The sequence below is a fragment of the Streptomyces sp. NBC_01352 genome (assembly GCF_036237295.1).
Taxonomy (GTDB): Bacteria; Actinomycetota; Actinomycetes; order Streptomycetales; family Streptomycetaceae; genus Streptomyces; species Streptomyces plumbiresistens.
The window spans coordinates 805,003-824,365 of record NZ_CP108354.1; the positions used below are offsets into that span (position 1 = coordinate 805,003).

Annotated in this window: 15 protein-coding genes; 9 read left to right on the forward strand and 6 right to left on the reverse strand. The window is 69.7% G+C overall.

Annotated features, from left to right (window positions below; translation table 11 throughout):
- Positions 1–413 precede the first annotated feature (413 nt).
- Positions 414–3,182: a helix-turn-helix transcriptional regulator gene (locus OG252_RS04010; RefSeq protein ID WP_329333727.1), complete on the reverse strand. Its 2,769-nt coding sequence runs from the start codon at positions 3,180–3,182 to the stop codon at positions 414–416.
- 131 nt (positions 3,183–3,313) lie between these two features.
- On the opposite strand from OG252_RS04010, the gene OG252_RS04015 reads away from it, so the two are divergent.
- The 3 genes from OG252_RS04015 to OG252_RS04025 all read left to right on the forward strand — a co-directional run bounded on the left by OG252_RS04015 (position 3,314) and on the right by OG252_RS04025 (position 5,945).
- The gene (locus OG252_RS04015; RefSeq protein WP_266451865.1) at positions 3,314–3,454 is read left to right on the forward strand and encodes a hypothetical protein; all 141 of its coding nucleotides are present in this window, start codon (positions 3,314–3,316) and stop codon (positions 3,452–3,454) included.
- A gap of 176 nt (positions 3,455–3,630) precedes the next feature.
- On the forward strand, positions 3,631–4,377 hold the full coding sequence (locus OG252_RS04020; protein ID WP_329333730.1) for a response regulator transcription factor: 747 nt from the start codon (positions 3,631–3,633) through the stop codon (positions 4,375–4,377).
- Positions 4,374–5,945 carry an MFS transporter gene (locus tag OG252_RS04025; RefSeq protein ID WP_329345073.1) on the forward strand — a complete coding sequence of 524 codons (1,572 nt, stop codon included), beginning with the start codon at positions 4,374–4,376 and terminating at the stop codon, positions 5,943–5,945. Before OG252_RS04020 ends, OG252_RS04025 begins: the two co-directional genes overlap by 4 nt.
- 539 nt (positions 5,946–6,484) lie before the next feature.
- Here the strand turns inward: OG252_RS04025 and OG252_RS04030 are convergent.
- Positions 6,485–7,075, reverse strand: a complete 591-nt coding sequence (locus OG252_RS04030; RefSeq protein WP_266451862.1) for a TetR/AcrR family transcriptional regulator — start codon at positions 7,073–7,075, stop codon at positions 6,485–6,487.
- Between the two features lie 608 nt (positions 7,076–7,683).
- Complete coding sequence (locus tag OG252_RS04035; RefSeq protein WP_266451861.1) at positions 7,684–8,184, reverse strand: PaaI family thioesterase; 501 nt, start codon at positions 8,182–8,184, stop codon at positions 7,684–7,686.
- 104 nt (positions 8,185–8,288) lie between these two features.
- On the opposite strand from OG252_RS04035, the gene OG252_RS04040 reads away from it, so the two are divergent.
- Positions 8,289–8,756, forward strand: a complete 468-nt coding sequence (locus OG252_RS04040) for a winged helix-turn-helix transcriptional regulator (protein ID WP_329333733.1) — start codon at positions 8,289–8,291, stop codon at positions 8,754–8,756.
- A 530-nt stretch (positions 8,757–9,286) separates the two neighbouring features.
- Here OG252_RS04040 and OG252_RS52285 read toward each other — a convergent pair.
- The gene (locus tag OG252_RS52285; RefSeq protein ID WP_406497953.1) at positions 9,287–9,784 is read right to left on the reverse strand and encodes an alpha/beta hydrolase; all 498 of its coding nucleotides are present in this window, start codon (positions 9,782–9,784) and stop codon (positions 9,287–9,289) included.
- Between the two features lie 48 nt (positions 9,785–9,832).
- Here OG252_RS52285 and OG252_RS04045 point away from each other — a divergent pair, with 48 nt between their 5' ends.
- Both OG252_RS04045 and OG252_RS04050 read left to right on the forward strand, forming a co-directional pair.
- Positions 9,833–10,399, forward strand: a complete 567-nt coding sequence (locus tag OG252_RS04045) for a TetR/AcrR family transcriptional regulator (RefSeq protein WP_329333735.1) — start codon at positions 9,833–9,835, stop codon at positions 10,397–10,399.
- 989 nt (positions 10,400–11,388) lie between these two features.
- On the forward strand, positions 11,389–12,402 hold the full coding sequence (locus OG252_RS04050; RefSeq protein ID WP_266451857.1) for an NADP-dependent oxidoreductase: 1,014 nt from the start codon (positions 11,389–11,391) through the stop codon (positions 12,400–12,402).
- A 413-nt stretch (positions 12,403–12,815) separates the two neighbouring features.
- Here the strand turns inward: OG252_RS04050 and OG252_RS04055 are convergent, their stop codons facing one another.
- Entirely contained in the window at positions 12,816–13,826 is a 1,011-nt protein-coding gene (locus OG252_RS04055) for an enoyl-CoA hydratase/isomerase family protein (protein ID WP_329333740.1), read from the reverse strand.
- A 73-nt stretch (positions 13,827–13,899) separates the two neighbouring features.
- Positions 13,900–15,060 carry an iron-containing alcohol dehydrogenase gene (locus OG252_RS04060; RefSeq protein WP_329333742.1) on the reverse strand — a complete coding sequence of 387 codons (1,161 nt, stop codon included), beginning with the start codon at positions 15,058–15,060 and terminating at the stop codon, positions 13,900–13,902.
- A 128-nt stretch (positions 15,061–15,188) separates the two neighbouring features.
- On the opposite strand from OG252_RS04060, the gene OG252_RS04065 reads away from it, so the two are divergent.
- The 3 genes from OG252_RS04065 to OG252_RS04075 all read left to right on the forward strand — a co-directional run bounded on the left by OG252_RS04065 (position 15,189) and on the right by OG252_RS04075 (position 19,335).
- Complete coding sequence (locus OG252_RS04065; protein ID WP_266451854.1) at positions 15,189–16,151, forward strand: LysR family transcriptional regulator; 963 nt, start codon at positions 15,189–15,191, stop codon at positions 16,149–16,151.
- A gap of 192 nt (positions 16,152–16,343) precedes the next feature.
- Entirely contained in the window at positions 16,344–17,255 is a 912-nt protein-coding gene (locus OG252_RS04070) for an alpha/beta hydrolase (RefSeq protein ID WP_266451853.1), read from the forward strand.
- A gap of 190 nt (positions 17,256–17,445) precedes the next feature.
- Complete coding sequence (locus OG252_RS04075; protein WP_329333745.1) at positions 17,446–19,335, forward strand: propionyl-CoA synthetase; 1,890 nt, start codon at positions 17,446–17,448, stop codon at positions 19,333–19,335.
- Positions 19,336–19,363: the final 28 nt, after the last annotated feature.

The window sequence follows — 19,363 nt, forward strand, 5'->3', positions numbered from 1 at the left end:
AACAGACCACATCGCTCAGGCACGGGCCCGGGCCGCTGCCCGCCACGACCATGCGAGGTGCCGCCTGATCCGAGTGGCAATCGTCACCGCCAGGCGTCCCGGAGCCCGGAGCCCGGAGCTGACCCGGGCGCCTCATGACCAGTACAGGCGGTGTGAACCGTCAACCGGCCATCCTGCCCAGGTAAAGGGCACGCTCACTCAGCCTGCCGCTGACGGGGCTCGGCTCACGCCGAGCACCTGCGCTGGGACGCCAGGTGCTCCACGCACGCCGCAACGCCTCGGACACCGGCCGGACCTTCCCCAATCATGTCTCAACTCTCCTGCGAAAGACGGGGATTGAGGGGGACCACGACATCTGAGTGGACCTGGTACGGCGGCTCACCCGACCCAACGGACCGTGACTGAGATCGTTGTCACCCCATCAAACGCAGCCCGTCCTCGAAGTCGACGCGCGAGAGGTCGGCGCGCGAGACGATGCCGAGCTTGGGGAACACGTTGGCCAGGTGATGACCCACCGTACGGGGACTGATCAGCAGCTGAGCCCCGATCTCCCGGTTGGTGAGTCCCTCCGCGGCCAGCCGTACGACTCTCAACTCCTGCGGCGTGAGGGTCGTTGAGGTGTCCCGTGCCCGCGCCGAGTCCTGGCGCGGTTGCTGCCCGGTCAGCTCCTGCTCGGCACGGGTGCGGGCGAGCAAGGGAGCCGCGTCGAGTCGCCGGAAGGTTGCCGCGGCTTCGGCCAGCTGTATCCGGGCGTCGGTGCGACGGCGGGCCCGCCGCAGCCACTCGCCGTACAGGAGGCGGGTGCGGGCGTAGGCGAAGGGCCGCGACTCGGCTCCGGGGACCTCCAGCGCAAGCCGGAACTGCTTCTCCGCATCCGCTCGGGACGCCAGCAGTGCGTGGACAAGGTGCGTGGCGGAGATCGCCCACGCCGCGTTGGACCGCTCGGCCCACCGCCGCAGCAACCGCGCCTGCTCCTCGGCCGTCACCCGCTGCCCTGCCTGGACGGCGGCCTCGGCGGTGTCCGGCGCGGCGAGCAGCGCGATGGTGGCGTTCGCCGCGTGGTGCCCGTGCTCGCTCAACCGGACCAGGCGGTCCAGCGCCTCCTCGGCCCGGCCGGCGAAGAGCGCTGACATGCCGAGGTTCCACTCCGCGCAGGCGCTGAAGACGCGCACCCCACGCGGCACCCATACCTCGATGGTCCGCTCGGCGACGTCCGCGACGGTCCGCTCATCGCCTCGCGCGGCTGCCAGCCATCCGAGACCGGTGCGGCACTGCCCGGCCAAGTGGTCGTCGCCGATCCCCTGGGCCACTTGGAGCCCTTCAAGGGCGTTCGCCTTGGCCGAGGTCCAGGAGCCTTGCGCGATGTCGGGCGCCACGGTCTGGGCCAGCGCCTGGGTCAGGGCAGTGACCTGGTCCGTGTGCCGCAGCGTGTCGATTTCACGGCGGAGCGCCTCCTGCAGGGCGGACTCGATGCCCCAGGCCACCGCCAGCGGTGCCGGTGGCATCAGGAGCCAGGAACTGCCGCTGAGCCGGGTGAGGATGTCAGCGCCGGGGGCCACGACCTGGTCGCGGTCATCGGCGGCGCCGCCCCCGTCCTCAGTCCACCATGCGCGCAGCAACGGCTGCAGATCGGCGTTCGGGAAGCCCCCTTGCGGGAGCCGCCGCTCGAGGCGTCGGAGCGCCTCGCGCTGCAGTTCGCCATGACTCGCCGCCCACGCCGCCCGCAGTGCCATGCTGCCGAGCCTGAACGCCTGCCCAGGATCGGCCACCCGCTCCATGTCCCGGGTCAGTTGACGGCAGGCGACCTCCAGATCGCCGTGCGCGAACTCGATCAGCCCGCGCAACCCCTCGCTGAGATCCGCGACCGTGGACGCGGAGGAAAACCCTTCGGCCCGCTCCAGCATCCCCCGCGCCACGTCGACGTGGCCGGCCTCCCAGGCCGCCCTCGCTCCGTGAGCCAGCCGCCTGGCCGCGTCGTCCGTAGAGAGGGACAGCTTCGCCGCACGCCGCAAGGCACGAGCGGCCGTCGCACAGCCACCGCGCGCCCAGGACCGGTGGGCCGACTCTTCCAGCAGCCGGGCCACCTCCTCGTCGGGTCGGCCCAGGGCTTCCGAAGCCGCGGCGAGGTGCCAGGGGCGCAGCTCGTCGGCGTTCTCACCGGTCAGCACGGAGGCGAGCGCATGATGAACGGCGTGGCGCTCCGCGGGCGCCGCCTCCTCGTAGACCACCGCCTCCATCAGTTGGTGGCGGAAGCGGAAACGCCCGTTGCGCATGGTGACCAGGCCGGAGTGCAACGCCTCGTCCCACGCGACTGAGTCGAGGCCGAGCACAACACCGGCCTGGCACACGGTGTTGCGATCACTACGGTCATCGGCGGCGGTGAGAAGGAGCGCGCTGCGGGCAGCCGCGGACAACCTCTCGATGCGGGCGCGGAAAGCACGGCGCAGGCGTGGCCCAACGGCTATCTGCTCATCGGCGAGAGGGTGCGTCGAGATGTCGCCGACCGCCACGGATGTGGTCAGTTCCTGGAGTGCGAGGGGATTTCCGGCTGCCGCGCGGATCGTGCGGCGGATCACCGACTCGTCCGCGTGCGGAGCGACGGCACGGGCGAGGTGCCGGGCGTCCTCGTCGCCCAGCTCCCGGACCTCCATGGCCGGGAGTTTCTCCCAGGGGCCATCGACGGGGTCGTCGTGTCCGGTGAGGAGCATGACCACGGGCTCGGTGCGCAGTCGGCGCGCGACGAAGGCCAGGCACCGTGCGGATGGCTCGTCGAGCCATTGGGCGTCGTCGGCGATGATGAGCACCGGCCGTTCCTTGGCCAGCTCGCCGACGAGCGTCAGTACGGCCACGCCGATCAGGAATGGGTCCGCCACGTCGCTGCTGGTACCGAGCGCCCCGTTCAAGGCGTTGGCCTGCGGTTCCGGGAGCGTACTGATCCGCTCCGTCACCGGCCACAACAATTCGTGCAGTGCGGCGAACGTCAGCCCCGACTCCAGGCGAGTGCCCCCACATCGCAGGACGGTGAAGTCCGCAGTCGCGGACTCGGCCACGTGTTCCAGCAGGGCGGTCTTGCCGATGCCGGGGTCACCCCACAGCACCAGCGTTGCCCCGTCGCCTTGCCGAGCACCGTCAAGGATCCGGTCAAGGGCTGCCTGCTCCGGGCGCCGTCCGAATAGGTCCATTTGATTGAAAGCTTAAGGGGCTGCTGGTGCCCCGAGCCACCCCAGGTACCCGCGTTCAGCCAGATTTGGCAGTTCCATGACCCATTCGGTGACGGATCCGCTGCCATCCCTTCCTCAGTAGCGTCGGAAACGTGATCAGCGCATTCGCGAAACTGCGCTACGCCGTCGGCCCGGCCGCCGGAGGCATGAGCGCGCTCCCCCATGTCGTTCCCGCCCGGGACTTCGACAGGCAACTCCGCACGCCCGACCGGCCGGCCGACTGTCGACCGTGAAGCAACCACCAAGATCTCAAAGCAACGGCAGCAAGGAGACGGCCAAAGGCCGGTCGGCATACGCGAGAGGGCCGCCCTCCGCCAAGGAGAGGTCACCGCGGTCCCCAGCTCCCGCGGCGACTGGACCGTCCGTGCGCTTCTCGTCCCCACCACCCCCGCCCCCACGGAGACTTGGCATGACCACCGTTCTCATCGTCGACGACCACGCCCTGCAGCGCTTCGGCTTCCGAATGCTTCTGGAACAGCACCCCGATCTGACCGTGGTGGGCGAGGCAGCCCACGGAACCGAAGCCGTCCGCAAAGCCGCCGAACTGCGCCCCGACGTCGTGCTCATGGACGTACGGATGCCCGGCATGGACGGCATCGAGGCCACGCGCCGCATCGTCGAGTCCGGAGGCCGCTCCCACGTCCTGGTCCTGACCACCATCGACATCGACGAGCACGCGTACGACGCCCTGCGCGCCGGTGCCCGGGGGTTCCTGCTGAAGGACGCGCTGCCCGACGCACTCGTCGCCGGTATCCGGTCCGTGGCCGCCGGGGACGTGGTCATCGCCCCCGGCCTGACCCGCGAGCTCATCGACGTCTTCTCCGACCGGCGCCCCGGCCGCGCCCCCGGCCAGAAGCGGCAACTCGCCTCCCTGGCCCAGCGCGAAGGAGAATCGCTGACCCAGCGCGAGCGCGAGGTGCTGACCGCCATTGCCTCCGGCTGGAGCAACCTCGAGATCGGCGAACGGCTGTCGCTCGCCGAATCCACCGTCAAGACCCACGTCAGCCACATCCTCGCCAAGATCGGCGCCCGCGACCGCGTCCAGGCAGTGATCTTCGCCTACGACACCGGACTGGTCAGACCCGCACGACCAGCAGCGCCGCGCGCAGTTCGCGTCGGCCGTAGAGGTGCTGACGCTCTGCCCGCAGCCGGCTGAGGTCCCCTCACGCGGGGGATCCGCACGCAGCCTGCCGCTGCCGGTGCCCGGCTCACGCCGGGCACCGGCAGCGGCATCCAGATGATCAATTAACAGCCCAGTCCGCGAGGGAAGTCATGGAACAGCAAAGCAATCAACCGGTCCGGCGCGGCAGCACCGTGTGGGCCGTGGTCATCACCAGCACGGCCGGATTCATCACAGCGCTCGACAACCTGATCGTCACCACCGCTCTGCCCTCCATCCGCGATGACCTCGGCGGCGGCCTGGAAGATCTCGAGTGGACGGTGAGCGCCTACACGCTCACCTTCGCCGTGCTGATGATGTTCGGCGCATCCCTGGGTGACCGTTTCGGCCGCCGCCGGCTGTTCGTCCTCGGGCTGGGCGTCTTCACCGCCGCGTCCGCCGCGGCCGCGCTCGCCCCGGGCATGAACGAACTGATCGCCGCCCGCGCGGTGCAGGGCTTCGGCGCCGCGATCATCACCCCGCTCACCCTGACCCTGCTGTCGGCCGCCGTCCCCGCCGAGCGGCGCGGTGTCGCCTTCGGTATCTGGGGCGCGGCCAGCGGCCTCGCCGTCGCCATGGGACCGCTCATCGGCGGCGCGCTCACCGAGTACGTCTCCTGGCAGTGGATCTTCTGGGTGAACGTCCCGATCGGCCTGGCCCTGATGCCTCTGGCCCTGCTGCGCCTGAACGAGAGCCAAGGCCCCAACCCGATGCTGGACCTGACCGGCACCGTGCTCGCCAGCGGCGGTCTGTTCGGCATCGTCTACGCCCTGGTCCGCGGCAACGCCGAGGGCTGGACCAGCCCCCTGATACTGGGCGGCCTGATCGGCGGCGCCCTCCTGCTGGTCGCCTTCGTCGCCTGGGAACAGCGCGCCAAGCACCCGATGCTGCCGATGCACCTGTTCCGTCACCCCTCCTTCAGCGCCATCAACGCCGCCAGCCTGCTGATGATGCTCGGCACATTCGGAGCGGTCTTCCTGCTCACCCAGTACTTCCAGGACATCGGCGGCTACTCGCCGATGGAAGCAGGCGTCCGCATGCTGCCCTGGACCGCCATGCCCATGATCGCCGGACCGCTCGCAGGAGCACTCTCCGACCGCATCGGCGGCGGACCGGTCGTCGCGGTGGGGCTTGCCCTGCAGGCCGTGGGCCTGGGGCTCTGGGCGCTGGCCGTCGAGCCGCAGGTGAACTACCCCGACCTGCTGCCCGCGCTGATCCTCTGCGGGATCGGTACGGGCATGTTCTACGCCCCCACCGCCAACCTCGTCATGAGCACGGTCCGCCCGCAGGAAGAGGGCATCGCCTCCGGCGCCAACAACGCCATCCGAGAGGTCGGCGGCGCCATCGGTGTCGCGTCCCTGGCGGCCATCTTCTCCGCCCAGGGCGGCTACGAGTCCGCTTCGCTGTTCGTGGACGGACTGACCCCGGCGCTCTGGTTCGCTACCGGTGCGCTCGGTGTGGCGGCGGCACTGACGTTCCTCATCCCCAGTCGGCGCCAGACCGGTGGCCCAGTTGCCGACCTGGCCGCAGGGGATACTCCGGCCGGCGCACCGGCCGCCATCTGAGTTTCGCGCCACGCCCAGCGCGCCCCGTGGATCACCTACCGGTGGCGGTGGCCCGCCGGCCCGAAACGTCGGCCCGCGCCTCCGAGCGCGGGCCGACGCGATTCCCGACCCGCTGTTCACCGCGGTGTGCCGGCCAGTAATCCCAGCCAGCTGCAGGCTCTACGGGCCTTGCGGCAGCTCTCACCTCACACCTCCTCCGTACGAACTCGTACAGGATCAGGAGCCAGCGGAAGGGCCGAAAATGCCGACGACTGCGGTCTGTTGCAGGAGCCGGACGAGCATCGCCGCGGCGACGACATCCCGTATGCGCCGGCACAGGCGGCGATCCCGACGTCGGGGCAAGGCCCGGAGAATTCCGATACCGGTGGCTGATCACCTGGGGGACAGGGGCGCCTTCCTCGGCGGCGGGAGGCAGCCGAACTCGTCGATGGTCAAAAGGTTGGGTCCGGCGAAGAACCGCATGCGGGCTTCCAGAAGCTGTACTGCCTGCGTGGGGCGTTCCTCCGAGAGCCACAACCTGAGTCCAGGGTTGTGGTGCGTCAGACGCGCTGCCCGGCATCCAACAGGGCGAGGGCGTTGTCTATCCCCTGATCGAGGAGTTCCTTGGCGAGCTGAGTGTCGGTCAAGGCGCGGGAGAGCTGCAGTGTCCCGGCCATCAGGCCGAGGAGGCTGAGCGCCTTCACGCGTGCGGAGGACGGGGCCTCGGGCGCCATGCGGGCGGCAATGCCGTCGATGAGGATCAGCACGCCGTCGGTGTACGCCTGCCTGGTCGTGTCGGTGCAGCGCCCGATCTCGTCGAGCAGAGCGGCGTTGGGGCAGCCGTCGCCAAGCCTTTCCCGGTGCTGGGGCGAAAGGTATCCGCGCACAATCTGCTCGAGTCCGGCACGGCCGGGTGCGGCCCGCGCGACGACCTCCTCGGCCTGCGCCTTCAACTGGTCGGCGATTGCCGTGGTGACGAGGTCGTCTTTGGATGCGAAGTGAGCGTAGAAGGCCCCGTTGGTCAGCCCCGCGTCCTTCATGAGCGTCGAGACCCCGGAGCCGTCGATACCGTCTTGCTTGAACCGGCGGCCCGCCACCTCGATGATCCGCCGCCTCGTCTCCGACTTGTGCTCTTTTCCGTACCGCACCACAGCACACGCTCCTTCGCCGGCCGGAAGGACCGGTTGCCCTTCACCGACTCAGCCAGTCTATGGTATTGCGAACATAATCCAAAGAATCGACAGCGGCGACGGGTGAGCATCGGGCTTTCATCAGTGACGGCTGACACGGTCCCGGCACCTGAACTCGCCCTCGTACATAGGCCACGGCGACGACGACGAACCGCTCCACACCCTCCGCTAGCCCTGACCGACCGCACTGCTTCTCAACCGGCCCGGCGCCCGACCTCGCCACTCACGCCAAGGACGTCGAAGACGGCCTCGCGGACGTCATCACCGTCGACACCATGGGCCTCCCAACCCTGACCTCGTCGAGCGCGTACGCGCCAACACTCCCGACCCCGACACCTTCCGCGGTGGCGGCGCAGCCCGCTACACCGGCCACCCCGTCCACGCCACTTGATCAGAGCACCCGGCGCCCGAGGGACACGTCTCCCCGGGCGCCTGAGCACGGCTGTGACACGCACCAACCAGCCTCACAGTCGACGAGTCACCCAGGGGCAGCGGGCCGCCGTCGAGCGGAACATCGATGCACTCCCTGTCGCCCCGACTGCCCCACCGCCGAGTCTCCGCCTGCCGAGTCACACCCGAGGGGCGGGTACCGGGAAGAGCATGCAGCTGCTGGTGGCGTGGGCGAGGAGACGGTCTCTCGCGTCGACCAACTGGGCCTGAGCCAGGGCGGTTTGGCGGCCCTGGCTGACGACCGTGCCAATGGCGCGCACTGGGCCCGTGTCCACGGTGACCCGTCGCAGGAACTTCACGGTCAGATCGAGCGAGGTGTACGCCATGCCCTGCGGGAGGAGGGACTGGACTGCGCAGCCCGCCGCCGAATCGAGCAGGGTGGCGAAGATGCCGCCGTGCACGCTGCCGATCGGGTTGTAGTGCTCCTCCCCCGGTGTCAGCGAGAAGACCGCCCTGCCGGGCGCCACCTCGTCCAGGGCGAAGTCGACGGTGTGGCTGATCGGCGCCCTCGGCAGCCGCCCCGCCTGCACCTCGCGCAGGAAGTCGATGCCGGCCATACGCCCGGCGGCCTCCGCTGAGATCGCGGGATCGTCCCAGTGATACGTACGCGTTCGCCCCACGGTCCAGCGCCCTTCCCTCTGACTCCCAGCTGACTTTTTCAAGCGAAGCTAGACTTTTGGCCGCCTGACTGTCAATGACGAAGCCAGACCCTTACGATGGCTGGATGGAGTGGCTTGAGGCGAGCACGGAGAACTGCCCCGTCCAGCGCACGCTCGACGTGATCGGGGAGAAATGGACGCTGCTGATCCTGCGTGACGCCGTCAACGGAGTCCGCCGCTTCGACGACTTCCACCGCCACATCGGCCTGTCGGAGGCCGTCCTCAGCGACCGCCTCCGCAAGCTGACGTCGGCCGGCATCCTCAAGGCCGTCCCCTACCGGGAGCCCGGCAGCCGGTCCCGCAACGAATACCGCCTGACCCGCAAGGGCTGGGACCTGTGGCCCGTCCTGATGGCACTGACCCAGTGGGGCGAGGCGTACACCCTCGGTTCCGAGGGTCCTCTACTGGACGTCCGCCACACCGAGTGCGACGCCCCCGTCCGCGTCGTCGTCGAGTGCTCCGCGGAGCACTCAACTCTCACTCCCCGAGAAGTCACCGCCCGGCTGGGAACAGGCGCCCGTCTCCGGTCGTGAGCCATCGCCCCCGCGGTCGCGGGCGGGACGGCGCCTGAGGGGCAACGGCGGCGGAGTTGGACCGCATGATGGGGCGCACCGTGCTCGCTATGTCCGACCAGCCACCCACGTCGGCGGCTGTTGCGCGCCGGCGTCGATCGACGGCATGCAGCGCAGACCGTGACACGTGCGCCGTGGCGGGATGTGCACGAGCGGTACGGGCCTTGAACCGGGTCCAGGACTGGAGAGAAGAGGACCACCGCGGTGTCGTCGTCGCGTTCGACCGTCCGGAACGTCACCGGCTGCTCGGTGACGGCCGCTGGCGTACGACTCCGGCGTCCCGTCCCCGGCCCACGGGCGCGTCACCGCGCTCGATGCCGAGTACGTCCTCGACGGCTGCGGCGACGTCACTGCCGACCGGACGTGACGGATACTCGTTCCCGGTCGGCGACCCGAGAGTCGGCGAGCTTGGTCGCGCATGGCGGTGCGCGCGCGGAGGCGAAGCCCGCCGTCGTGGTCGGTCGTCTCGACCGTCGCCTTGGGGACCGGGACTATGCCGCCTGCCGGACCGGGACGAGGTCGCGTGCGTCGCGTACCTGAGCGCCGCAGCAGCCCATGTCGGCGTCCGTCCACCGTCCCGATCCGGCAGGCGCGCGGATCCTGCAACTGCCGCGCCCGTACCGCTCGGTCAGATCTTCGTCTTCTCCCGGACCCACGCGCCCATCTGTGCGATGGCGGCGTCGACCTCCGGAATGCGGCCGGCACCGTAAGTAGGAGTGCTCGCCTCCGGGGACCACCACGGCCGCCGTGTCGATTCCGGCGTCCTTGACGCGGGCGGCGAACTCCTCGTCCTCGCCGGCCAGGACCTCGCACCTTCCCCAGGAGACGAGGGTCGGGGGCAGACCGCTCAGGTCCGCCCGTGGTCGAGGGGGGCGAGGGCGCGTACGAGTGCCGGGTGCAGCTCGTGGGTGTCGCCCTCCGCGATGTCGTTGAGCGGGTTGCCGGGACAGAACGGGGGCGCCGCGACCGGCCGCCCGATTGCCCCGCACTTCGCATATGATAGATGTACTTTGGTATCTAACGTGGGCAGGTGACTGATGAGTCGCGTTTCGCAGGCACAAGCGCTCGAGAACCGCAGGCGTGCGGTCGCCGCGGCCTCCCAGCTCTTCCGGGAGCGCGGCGTGAACGGCATCAGCGTCGCCGATCTGATGAAGTCCATCGGGCTGACCACGGGCGGCTTCTACAAGCAGTTCCCCTCCAAGGAGGCCCTGGTGGCCGAGGCGGCTCAAGCCGCCTTCGGGGACCTTGACCTGCTCCTGGAGTCGTTCGACACGACCCACGGCGATCACGACACCGCGCGCGGCGCCCTCGTCGACTTCTACCTGTCGGCCGAGCACCGTGACCAGCCCGGCACCGGATGTCCCACCGCGGGATTCGCCGGGGACATGGCTCGCCAGCCCACAGCCGGGGAGGTGCGCGAAACCTACGCGGCCGGAGTCGAGGACTTCGCCGCGTGGATGTCCACCGACGCCAACGACGGCCTTCCCATGGTGGCCACTCTGGTCGGCGCGATCCTGCTCGCCCGGGCCACAGCAGGCACCGAACTGTCGGAGAAGATCCTTGAGTCGACCCACGAAGCCCTGACTGCACCGCAGGGGCCTTGACCGGAATCCTGAACACAAGCTACGTGATTGGGGCCCAACACCACGTCGTTAAGGGGTCGTTGGCCCGTCAAGGGGATTGGCTTCCACGGACCGACCTAGCCGTACTCGCGGCCGTCGGCGGCCGACTACCCGCATCCAGCGACGTCACAATCCTGAACCCAGCAGCAGCCGAGCCCCTCACCCGCCCTGCACACAGCCATCACGGCCGGACGCCTGGAGCCCGCCGCCACCACGAGCATCGCCACCGATGCCACAGCAGCGGCGGCACCGATCGCCCAGGACGCCGTCGATCCGCTCCGCTCCGCCGAAATCCGCCGCGGGCACGTCCGCAGCGCGGACATGTGCGCCCTGCGCCCCCTGGACCGCGCTCCCCCGCCGACAACCGCCGCCGGTGCTCCATGTCCCGCTGCGGCAACCGCACCAAGGGTCCGCCTTGACCAGGCCCGTGACAGAGGGAGTGGGCACACCCCCGGAGGCTGAGCCCACCGCCAGACCGAGCCCACGACGAGTTCCTGACGCAACCGCGCTCAACTCACCCGGCGGGCCTCATACGAAATGCCGGGCCGGGAACGCTCTCGATGTCTTCCGCCTGCACGGCGTGGCCCGCTCACAGCGAATCTGGACGTCGACCTGCGCGTCGCATCCGCGATGTCGCGCCAGTACCACCGGCCCCTCCGGGTCGGCGCGGTGACGGTCACCCCACTCCAGCACCCCCATCACGGCCGGGACCAGATCCGTTCCCTTGGGCGTGACGAGGACAACCGAGGACGCGTTCGAAGTCGCTGAAGCGATGCCGGCGTCCTGAAGAGCCTCAGTCCTCGCATCCACGGGGGTGACCCCAACCCCCTCTGAGTTTACTTTTCTATACTCAGTCGGTAGCGTCATGACCAGCACATCAACCCGGCCGCACGCGACAAACGGGCGCGCAGGGGGACCTGCGCGAAGAATCACATCGACCACCGGAACACGCACACAGAGAGGCGGCCGACATGAAGGCATTCGTCGTCGAGAAGTACGGCAAGGACGGCGTGCGCGCCGCGGAGGTACCCGAGCCCACCGTCGGAGACCGCGACGTCCTGGTCAAAGTGAGCGCCGCCAGTATCAACCCGCTGGACAAAATGGTGCGCAACGGGGAGTTCAAGCAGCTCCTGAAGTACAAGCTTCCGTTCGTGCTCGGTCACGACGTGGCCGGCGTCGTGACGCGGGTCGGCTCCGCCGTGCACGGTCTCAAGGCCGGCGACGAGGTCTACGCCCGTCCGCGCGACCTGCGGATCGGAGGCTTCGCGGAGTTCATCGCGATCGACATGGACGATGTCGCGCCCAAGCCGGCCTCCCTCACCCTCCAGGAGGCAGCCGCCGTGCCGCTGGTGGCTCTGGCCGCCTGGCAGATCCTCGTCGACCGTGCCCACGTGAAGCCGGGTCACAAGGTGCTCATCCACGCCGGCGCCGGCGGCCTCGGCTCGACAGTCATCCAACTCGCCAAGCACCTCGGCGCCACAGTGGCGACGACCACGACCACCGACACCGAGAAGTTGGTCAGGAGCCTCGGCGCCGACGTCGTCGTCGACTACACCAAGGAAGACTTCTCGAAGGTGCTGTCCGGCTACGACCTGGTGCTGGACTCCGTGGGCGGAGCGAACCTCGAGAAGTCGCTGACCGTGCTGAAGCCCGGCGGCCTGGCCATCAGCGTCGTCGGCCCGCCGGACGCCGGCTTCGCCAAGCAGCTCCGCGCCCCCTCCTTCATGGGCCTGGTCATGAACACGCTCAGCCGCAAGATCCGCAAGCAGGCGAAGGCGCTGGGCGTGCGCTACGAGTTCTTCTTCATGCAGGCCAACGGCTCCCAGCTGCGCAAACTCGGCGCCCTCTACGACAGCGGGAAGCTCCACCCGGTCATCGACAGCACCTTCCCGTTCGACCAGACGCTCGAGGCGATGGCGCACGTCGAGCAGGGCCGCACCAAGGCCGGCAAGGTCGTGGTCTCGATGGTGCCCGACAACGACTGAGGCGGTGCCGGCCGCGGAGAGCCGCAACTGTAGGCGTCTCGGTGCCATTTCGCGGGCCATATGGCTCGCGATACAGCGCGCCATACGCTTCTACGCCGCCCCGAACCCGAGCCGTGGTCAAGCTCCCGCACCCGTTGCGTGTCGGGGGTGTGATCACGGCGGACGAGGCGCCACACCTGCGGGAGCCCGCCCAGGCAGAGACACGAGGACTTCCCGGGTCGGGGAGACGCACCTACGGCGCGCAGCTCTCGACTCTCATGTCGCACGCATGACTGACTACAGTCAGAGCGCCTTCCGCTCCCGCTTCCGTGACAACCTGGTCGGCGGGCCCGCGCTCCCGTCTCCTTGAAGCGCGCCCCTCCTGCACGACCAGCCCCTTGCGCGAGGCAATGTCCTGCTCACGGTGGACCTGCTCAGGACGGCAGCGTCCGGCCTCCGAGCGTCGCACGTTGCCAGTTGGGCGTGCGGTCCTTGTCGACCAGGGCAGCACGAACCCCCTCCAGGAAGTCCGGCGTGCAGATGGTCGTGCGCGTGAGGGCGAGTTCGGCGCCGAGGCACTCGCGCAGCGTGCGCTGCCTGCCCCGGGCCAGCAGGGCGTGAGTGATCTCCAGGCTCTGCGGCGACGCGGACTCCAGGGCGGCCAGCGCGGCTGCCGCCCAGGGGGTGTCGAGGTGGCGCAGGCGTTTCTCGATCTCGCCGAGGGACGGCGCGCCGAACGCCCAGTCCACATCCCCGCGCACCTCCGCCAGTCCGCTCTCCGCCACCGGGGAACGGCCGGCGAGGCGGTTGAGGACGATGTCCACAGGGTCGCCGGGGTTGTCGGCCAGGGCATCCGCGACCCCCTCCAGCGCGTCCGCGGGAACGAAGTGCGTGGCCAGCCCCGTGTACAGGGCGTCGGCCGCGTCGAGCCGATGCCCCGTCAGTCCCAGGTACATGCCGAGCGCGCCGGGCAACCGCGGCAGAAAGTAGCTTGCCCCGACATCCGGGAAGAACCCGATCCCGGTCTCGGGCATCGCCAGCACCGCGCGCTCGGTGACGACGCGGAAGCTGCCGTGGATGGACAGACCGAGGCCGCCGCCCATGCACAGGCCGTCGATGAGCGACACGACCGGCACCGGATATTCGGCGATCCGGGCGTTGAGCCGGTACTCGGAGGCGAAGAACAGCTCACTGGCCTCGGCATCCCCGGCGAGGCTGTGCTCTCGGATCGTGCGGATGTCTCCACCGGCGCAGAACGCCTTCGTGCTGGTACTGGCAAGCACCACAGCGGACAGCGGTGTGTGCTCCCACTCGGCGAGCACACGGTCGATGGCGACGACCATGCCTGTCGTCAGGGCGTTGAGCGCCTTGGGGCGGTTCAGCAGGATGCGGCCGACGCCTCGATGGACGTCGGCGAGAATCTCGACCGCAGCGGTATCAGTCATCGGTCGTCATCTCATCATCTCGTCATCCGCGGACCTGGCTGTCGTGGCCATGACGTTCCTCACTCGCCGGGTGTCAGGCGTAGATCTGCGCGTAGAGATCCTGGATCTCGTCCGCGGTGGGTACGACGGGGTTGTTGGCGGGGGATCCGGACGCGAGCGCCTGTTCGGCCATGAGGGGCAACAGGCGGAACCACTCGTCCTTGTCGATGCCGTGGGCTTGGGGGGTGGGCACCTCAAGATCCTGGCACAGGGCGCGGAGCGCCTCCACGAGCCTGTCGGCGGCCCAGGCGTCACTGTCGCCGTCGGTGGCGGCTCCGAGGGCGCGGGCGCAGTCGGCGTACCGGCTCGCGGCGGCGGGCACGGAGAACGCTGTCACCGCGGGGAAGAGCATCGCGTTCGACAGACCGTGGGCGACGTGGAAGTGGGCGCCGATCGGGCGGCTCATGCCGTGCACGAGCGCCACGCTGGAGTTGGAGAAGGCGATGCCGGCCTGGGTCGCGGCGAGCATCATCGCCTCGCGAGCCTCGCGGTCTTCCCCGTCGGCGTAGACGCGGCGGAGGTGTTGGCCGATGGTCCGGATCGCGTTCAGGGCAAGGCCGTCGGAGAAGGGATTGGCCTTGCGGCTCACGTACGCCTCGACGGCATGAGTGAGCGCGTCGACGCCGGTGTCGGCGGTCAGCCGGGACGGCATCGACAGCGTCAGTTCGAAGTCGACGACGGCGGCGACCGGCAGGAACGCCGGCCCCGGACAGAGCATCTTCTCGTCCGTGGCGCTGTCGGTGATGATGGTGAACTGGGTCGCCTCCGAGCCGCTGCCCGCGGTCGTCGGGACCGCGATCACCGGAAGCGCCGGGCCGAGGTTGGTGTGCGGGGCCTTGTAGTCCCGCATCTGCCCGCCCTGGACGCCCAGCAGGCCGAGGGCCTTGGCGGTGTCCATCGGGCTGCCGCCGCCGAATCCGATCACCGAGTCCGCCCCGTGCTCCCGCAGCACGGTCAGGCCCGCGTCGAGCGAGTCGGTCGTCGGATCCGGGACGGTGCCGGCGAACAGCTGCGGCCGCAGTCCGGCATCCCTCAGCGTCGCCATCAGTCGCTCCGCGGCACCGGTCCCGGCGAGGAACCCGTCCGTCACCAGCAGGGGGCGGCGCAGGCCCAGCCCCCGGACGACGTCGCCCAGCTCACCGACGGCGCCGCCGCCGACGCGCAGGATCCGCGGGAGGGAAATGCTGGCAACCATGGCGGCCCTCTCAGCAAGAACGGCGGTGCATGTCGCGCCCGCTGCCCCGACTGTGCGGTCCCGCGCCGTGTGCAATCAACCACCAATAGCGCACACCCGCTGTGCAGGAATGCAGATAGCGTCGAGCCGTGCACTCCCACTCCCCGGACGAGAACCCCGCCCCGCATCCGACCGGCTCCCATCGATCCGTCGATCCACGCAAACTCCGCGCGGACGACCTGCGCTACCTGCTCGCGCTGTCCCGTACCGGACGCCTGGTCACAGCCGCCGACGCCCTCGGCGTGGACCACACCACCGTGTCACGCCGTATCGCCGCATTGGAGAAGAGCATCGGCCTGCGCCTCATCGAACGGGGCACGGAGGGATGGACGCTGACGGACATCGGACGAGCCGTCTCGGAGAACGCACGCGCGATCGAGGAGGCCATCGACCGCGTCGTCGACACCGTGGCGGGTCAGGACTCGCCGTCCCTGCACGGCACGGTGCGCGTCAGCGCGCCCGACGGCTTCGGCACCGCCTTCGCCACCCCCGCCCTCGTACGAGTGCGCCGCAGGCACCCCCGGCTCCAGGTGGAACTCATCACCGCGACACGGCAGCTCACCCTCCGCCCGTCCGGTTTCGATCTCGCGCTCGTCATCGGCGTTCCCTCCAGCAGCCGCCTGGTGACCGAGCACCTCACCGACTACACGCTGGGGCTCTACGCCTGTGACGACTACCTCAGGCAGTACGGCCGGCCGGAGACGGTGGCCGAACTGCGCGAGCACCCGCTCATCTTCTACATCGAGTCGATGCTGCAGGTCGGCGACCTCGACATCGAGCGCCACCTTCCCGGAATGACCCCGGCGTTCTCCTCGACGAACGTCTTCGCCCAGCTCGAAGCAACCCAGCAGGGGGCCGGCATCGGCGTCCTGCCGGCCTTCCTGACCCAGCGGACGAACCTGCGCAGGCTGCTCGCCGACGAGATCGACATCCGGCTCCCCATCACCCTGGCCGTCCGCCGCGAGGCCGTGACGCACCCCGCCGTACGCGCCCTGTGGACCGCTCTACGGCACGAGGTCGCCGACCGGACGGCCGAACTGATGCCGGAGTGAGCGTCCGCCGATCTCACCCTCCGGTTCCGTGGCGGATGCACGACTACAGCACAGCAGCACAGCCCTCCCGGGGTGATTTCACCCCTACCTGAGTTTACTTTCTTACACTCAGCCAATAGCGTCATGGCCAGCACATCAACCCGGCTGCCGCGAGGGAACCGGCACGGCACCCGCCTGAGAAGGAGCACCACCATGGGAGTAAGCCCAGAAGCACAGCAGTTCGCGGAGTTCCTCGCGAGTGTGAGCGCGAAGTCGTCGGTACCGGGCCTCGACCTGGGCATCGTCCGCGACATCGTCGACTCGAACCACAAGGCGTCCACCGAGCCGGAGGGCGTCACCTACGCCGAGGTCGACGCGAACGGCGTCCCCGCGCTGTGGGCCATCCCCGAGGGCGCCGACCCCGACAAGGCGCTGCTCCACTTCCACTTCGGCGGATCCGTCACCGCCTCCATGCACTCCGACCGCAAGACCGCCGGCCACATCGCCAAGGCGGCCGGCGCCCGCTCCCTCGTCGTGGACTTCCGCCTGGCGCCCGAGCACCCCTACCCGGCGCAGCTCGACGACGCCGAGACGGCCTACCGGTGGCTGCTCTCCCAGGGCTACCAGCCGCGCAACATCGGCAGCACCGGCCACTCGATCGGCGGCACCCTCGCGGTCATGCTGCCGCTGCGCCTGCTCGCCAAGGGTGAAGCCACCCCGGGCGCGATCGTCAGCGTCTCGCCCTGGACCGACCTCACCATCCAGAACCCGTCGGTGGACGAGAACGAAGACAACGACAAGATGCTCAGCAGGAACACCCTCGAACTCTTCCGAGGAGCCTGGCTGCAGGACCCCACGCTGGACTTCACCGACCCCGCGATCAGCATCGCGAACGCCGATCTGACCGGCCTGCCCCCGACCACCGTCCACTACGGGGAGTACGAGACCCTCGCCGACGACGGCGCCCAGCTCGGCCGCCGCCTCGCGGACTTCAAGGTCACCTCCGAGGTCCACCCGATGCCCGAAGGCCAGCACTCCTTCGTCCTGGGCGCCGGGCGCGTACCCGAGGTGGACCAGGCGATCCAGCAGATGGGCCAGTGGCTCCGGAAGCACCTCGGCGCGTGAGCAGCAGCTGCGTCTGACGGCGGGGTGGCGTCTGCCGGCCAGACCGCCCCCACCACCGCGATGCCGGTGACCGGTCCGCCGGTCTCCGGCATCCTGCTCGACCATGCCGAGCGGCATGCGGTAGTTGTGTCCGACACTGTTTCCGCACGCAGCACCACCACCGTCCCGCGATGCCACGAAGGAGTGCGCGATGGGAACGTACGAGGATGTCTTCCGTGCCAGTACCGAGGACCCGGAGAGCTTCTGGCTGAAGGCGGCTGAGGGCATCGACTGGGATGTCACTCCGCAACGCGCCCTGGACTCCTCGGGCGCCCCCTTCTACCGCTGGTTTCCCGACGGGCGGCTCAACGTCTGTTTCAACGCGCTCGACCGGCACGTCGAGGCCGGCCGCGGCGAACAACCCGCGCTCGTCTACGACTCCCCCGTGACCGGCACCCGCCGCACCTACACCTACGAGCAGCTGAGGAACGAGGTGGCGGTCTTCGCCGGAGCGCTCGCACAGCTCGGCGTGGGACACGGCGACCGGGTGGTGATCTACATGCCGATGGTCCCCGAGGCAGCGGTCGCGATGCTGGCCTGCGCACGGATCGGCGCGGTCCACTCGGTCGTCTTCGGCGGATTCGCCCCGCGCGAGCTCGCCCTCCGCATCGATGACGCGGCCCCCAAGGTGATCGTCTCCGCCTCCTGCGGCATCGAGGGCAAGCGGGTCATCGCGTACAAGCCGCTGCTGGACCAGGCGATCGAGCTCGCCGTCCACAAGCCGGAGAAGAGCGTGATCCTGCAACGCCCGCAGGAGCCGGCCGCGCTGGGGCCGGACGATCTCGACTGGGCCGAGCTGGTCGCCGCCGCGCCGCCGGCCGACTGCGTTCCCGTCCCCGCCACCGATCCCCTCTACATCCTCTACACGTCCGGAACGACCGGAAAGCCCAAGGGAGTCGTGCGTGACTGCGGCGGCTACGCGGTCGCACTGAACTGGTCGATGGGCGCCGTGTACGACGTGGGCCCGGGCGAGACGATGTTCACCGGCTCCGACGTCGGCTGGGTCGTCGGGCACTCGTACATCGTCTACGCGCCTCTGCTGGCCGGCGCGACGACGGTCCTGTACGAGGGCAAGCCGGTCGGCACTCCGGACGCGGGCCAGTTCTGGCGCGTCGCCGCCGAATACCGGGCCAAGACCATGTTCACGGCGCCCACCGCCTTCCGGGCCATCCGCAAGGAGGACCCCACGGGGACACTCACCGCCGACTACGACCTCTCCCACCTGCGCCATCTCTTCCTCGCCGGCGAGCGACTCGACCCCGAGACCTATCACTGGGCGAGTGCCCTGCTGGGCGTCCCGGTGATCGACCACTGGTGGCAGACCGAGACCGGCTGGCCCATCGTCGCCAACCCGGTGGGCATCGAGGCCGCTCCCCTCAAGCCCGGCTCCCCGACCCGCCCCTTGCCGGGCTGGGACGTCCGCGTCCTCGACCCCTCGGGCGAGCCGGTGCCCGCGGGCGTCGACGGCGCGATCGTCGTGAAGCTGCCCCTGCCGCCCGGCGCGCTCCCCACGCTCTGGAACGACGACGACCGCTACGTCGCCTCCTATCTCTCCGCCTATGACGGCTACTACCTCACCGGCGACAGCGGCCACATCGACGACGACGGCTACGTCTTCGTCATGGGCCGCACCGACGACGTCATCAACGTCGCCGGTCACCGGCTGTCCACCGGCAGCATGGAAGAGGCCCTGGCCGCCCACCCCGACGTCGCCGAATGCGCCGTCATCGGCGTCGCCGACGAACTCAAGGGACAGATCCCGCGCGGCTTCGTCGTCCTGAAAGCCGGCAGCGACCGGGAACCGAGCCAGGTCGAGGCCGAACTCGTCCGACTCGTACGCGAACGCATCGGCGCCGTCGCGTCCCTCAAGGACGTCGCGGTCGTCGCCGCCCTGCCCAAGACCCGCTCGGGCAAGATCCTGCGCAAAACCATGCGCGGCATCGCCGATGGCCATGACGAACCCATCCCCTCCACGGTGGACGACCCGGGCGTCATCGAGACACTGCGCCCGGTCCTCCGCCGCGCCGGTAGCACCTCGTGAACGGCTGACCGCCCTGGCCGGCGGTGGG

What these genes read in the sequence shown, in the direction of transcription:
- OG252_RS04010 (WP_329333727.1), bottom strand. Translation starts at nt 3,182, where the DNA reads ATGGACCTATTCGGACGGCGCCCGGAGCAGGCAGCCCTTGACCGGATC.
- OG252_RS04020 (WP_329333730.1), top strand. Translation starts at nt 3,631, where the DNA reads ATGACCACCGTTCTCATCGTCGACGACCACGCCCTGCAGCGCTTCGGC.
- OG252_RS04040 (WP_329333733.1), top strand. Translation starts at nt 8,289, where the DNA reads ATGGAGTGGCTTGAGGCGAGCACGGAGAACTGCCCCGTCCAGCGCACG.
- OG252_RS04045 (WP_329333735.1), top strand. Translation starts at nt 9,833, where the DNA reads ATGAGTCGCGTTTCGCAGGCACAAGCGCTCGAGAACCGCAGGCGTGCG.
- OG252_RS04050 (WP_266451857.1), top strand. Translation starts at nt 11,389, where the DNA reads ATGAAGGCATTCGTCGTCGAGAAGTACGGCAAGGACGGCGTGCGCGCC.
- OG252_RS04055 (WP_329333740.1), bottom strand. Translation starts at nt 13,826, where the DNA reads ATGACTGATACCGCTGCGGTCGAGATTCTCGCCGACGTCCATCGAGGC.
- OG252_RS04060 (WP_329333742.1), bottom strand. Translation starts at nt 15,060, where the DNA reads ATGGTTGCCAGCATTTCCCTCCCGCGGATCCTGCGCGTCGGCGGCGGC.
- OG252_RS04070 (WP_266451853.1), top strand. Translation starts at nt 16,344, where the DNA reads ATGGGAGTAAGCCCAGAAGCACAGCAGTTCGCGGAGTTCCTCGCGAGT.
- OG252_RS04075 (WP_329333745.1), top strand. Translation starts at nt 17,446, where the DNA reads ATGGGAACGTACGAGGATGTCTTCCGTGCCAGTACCGAGGACCCGGAG.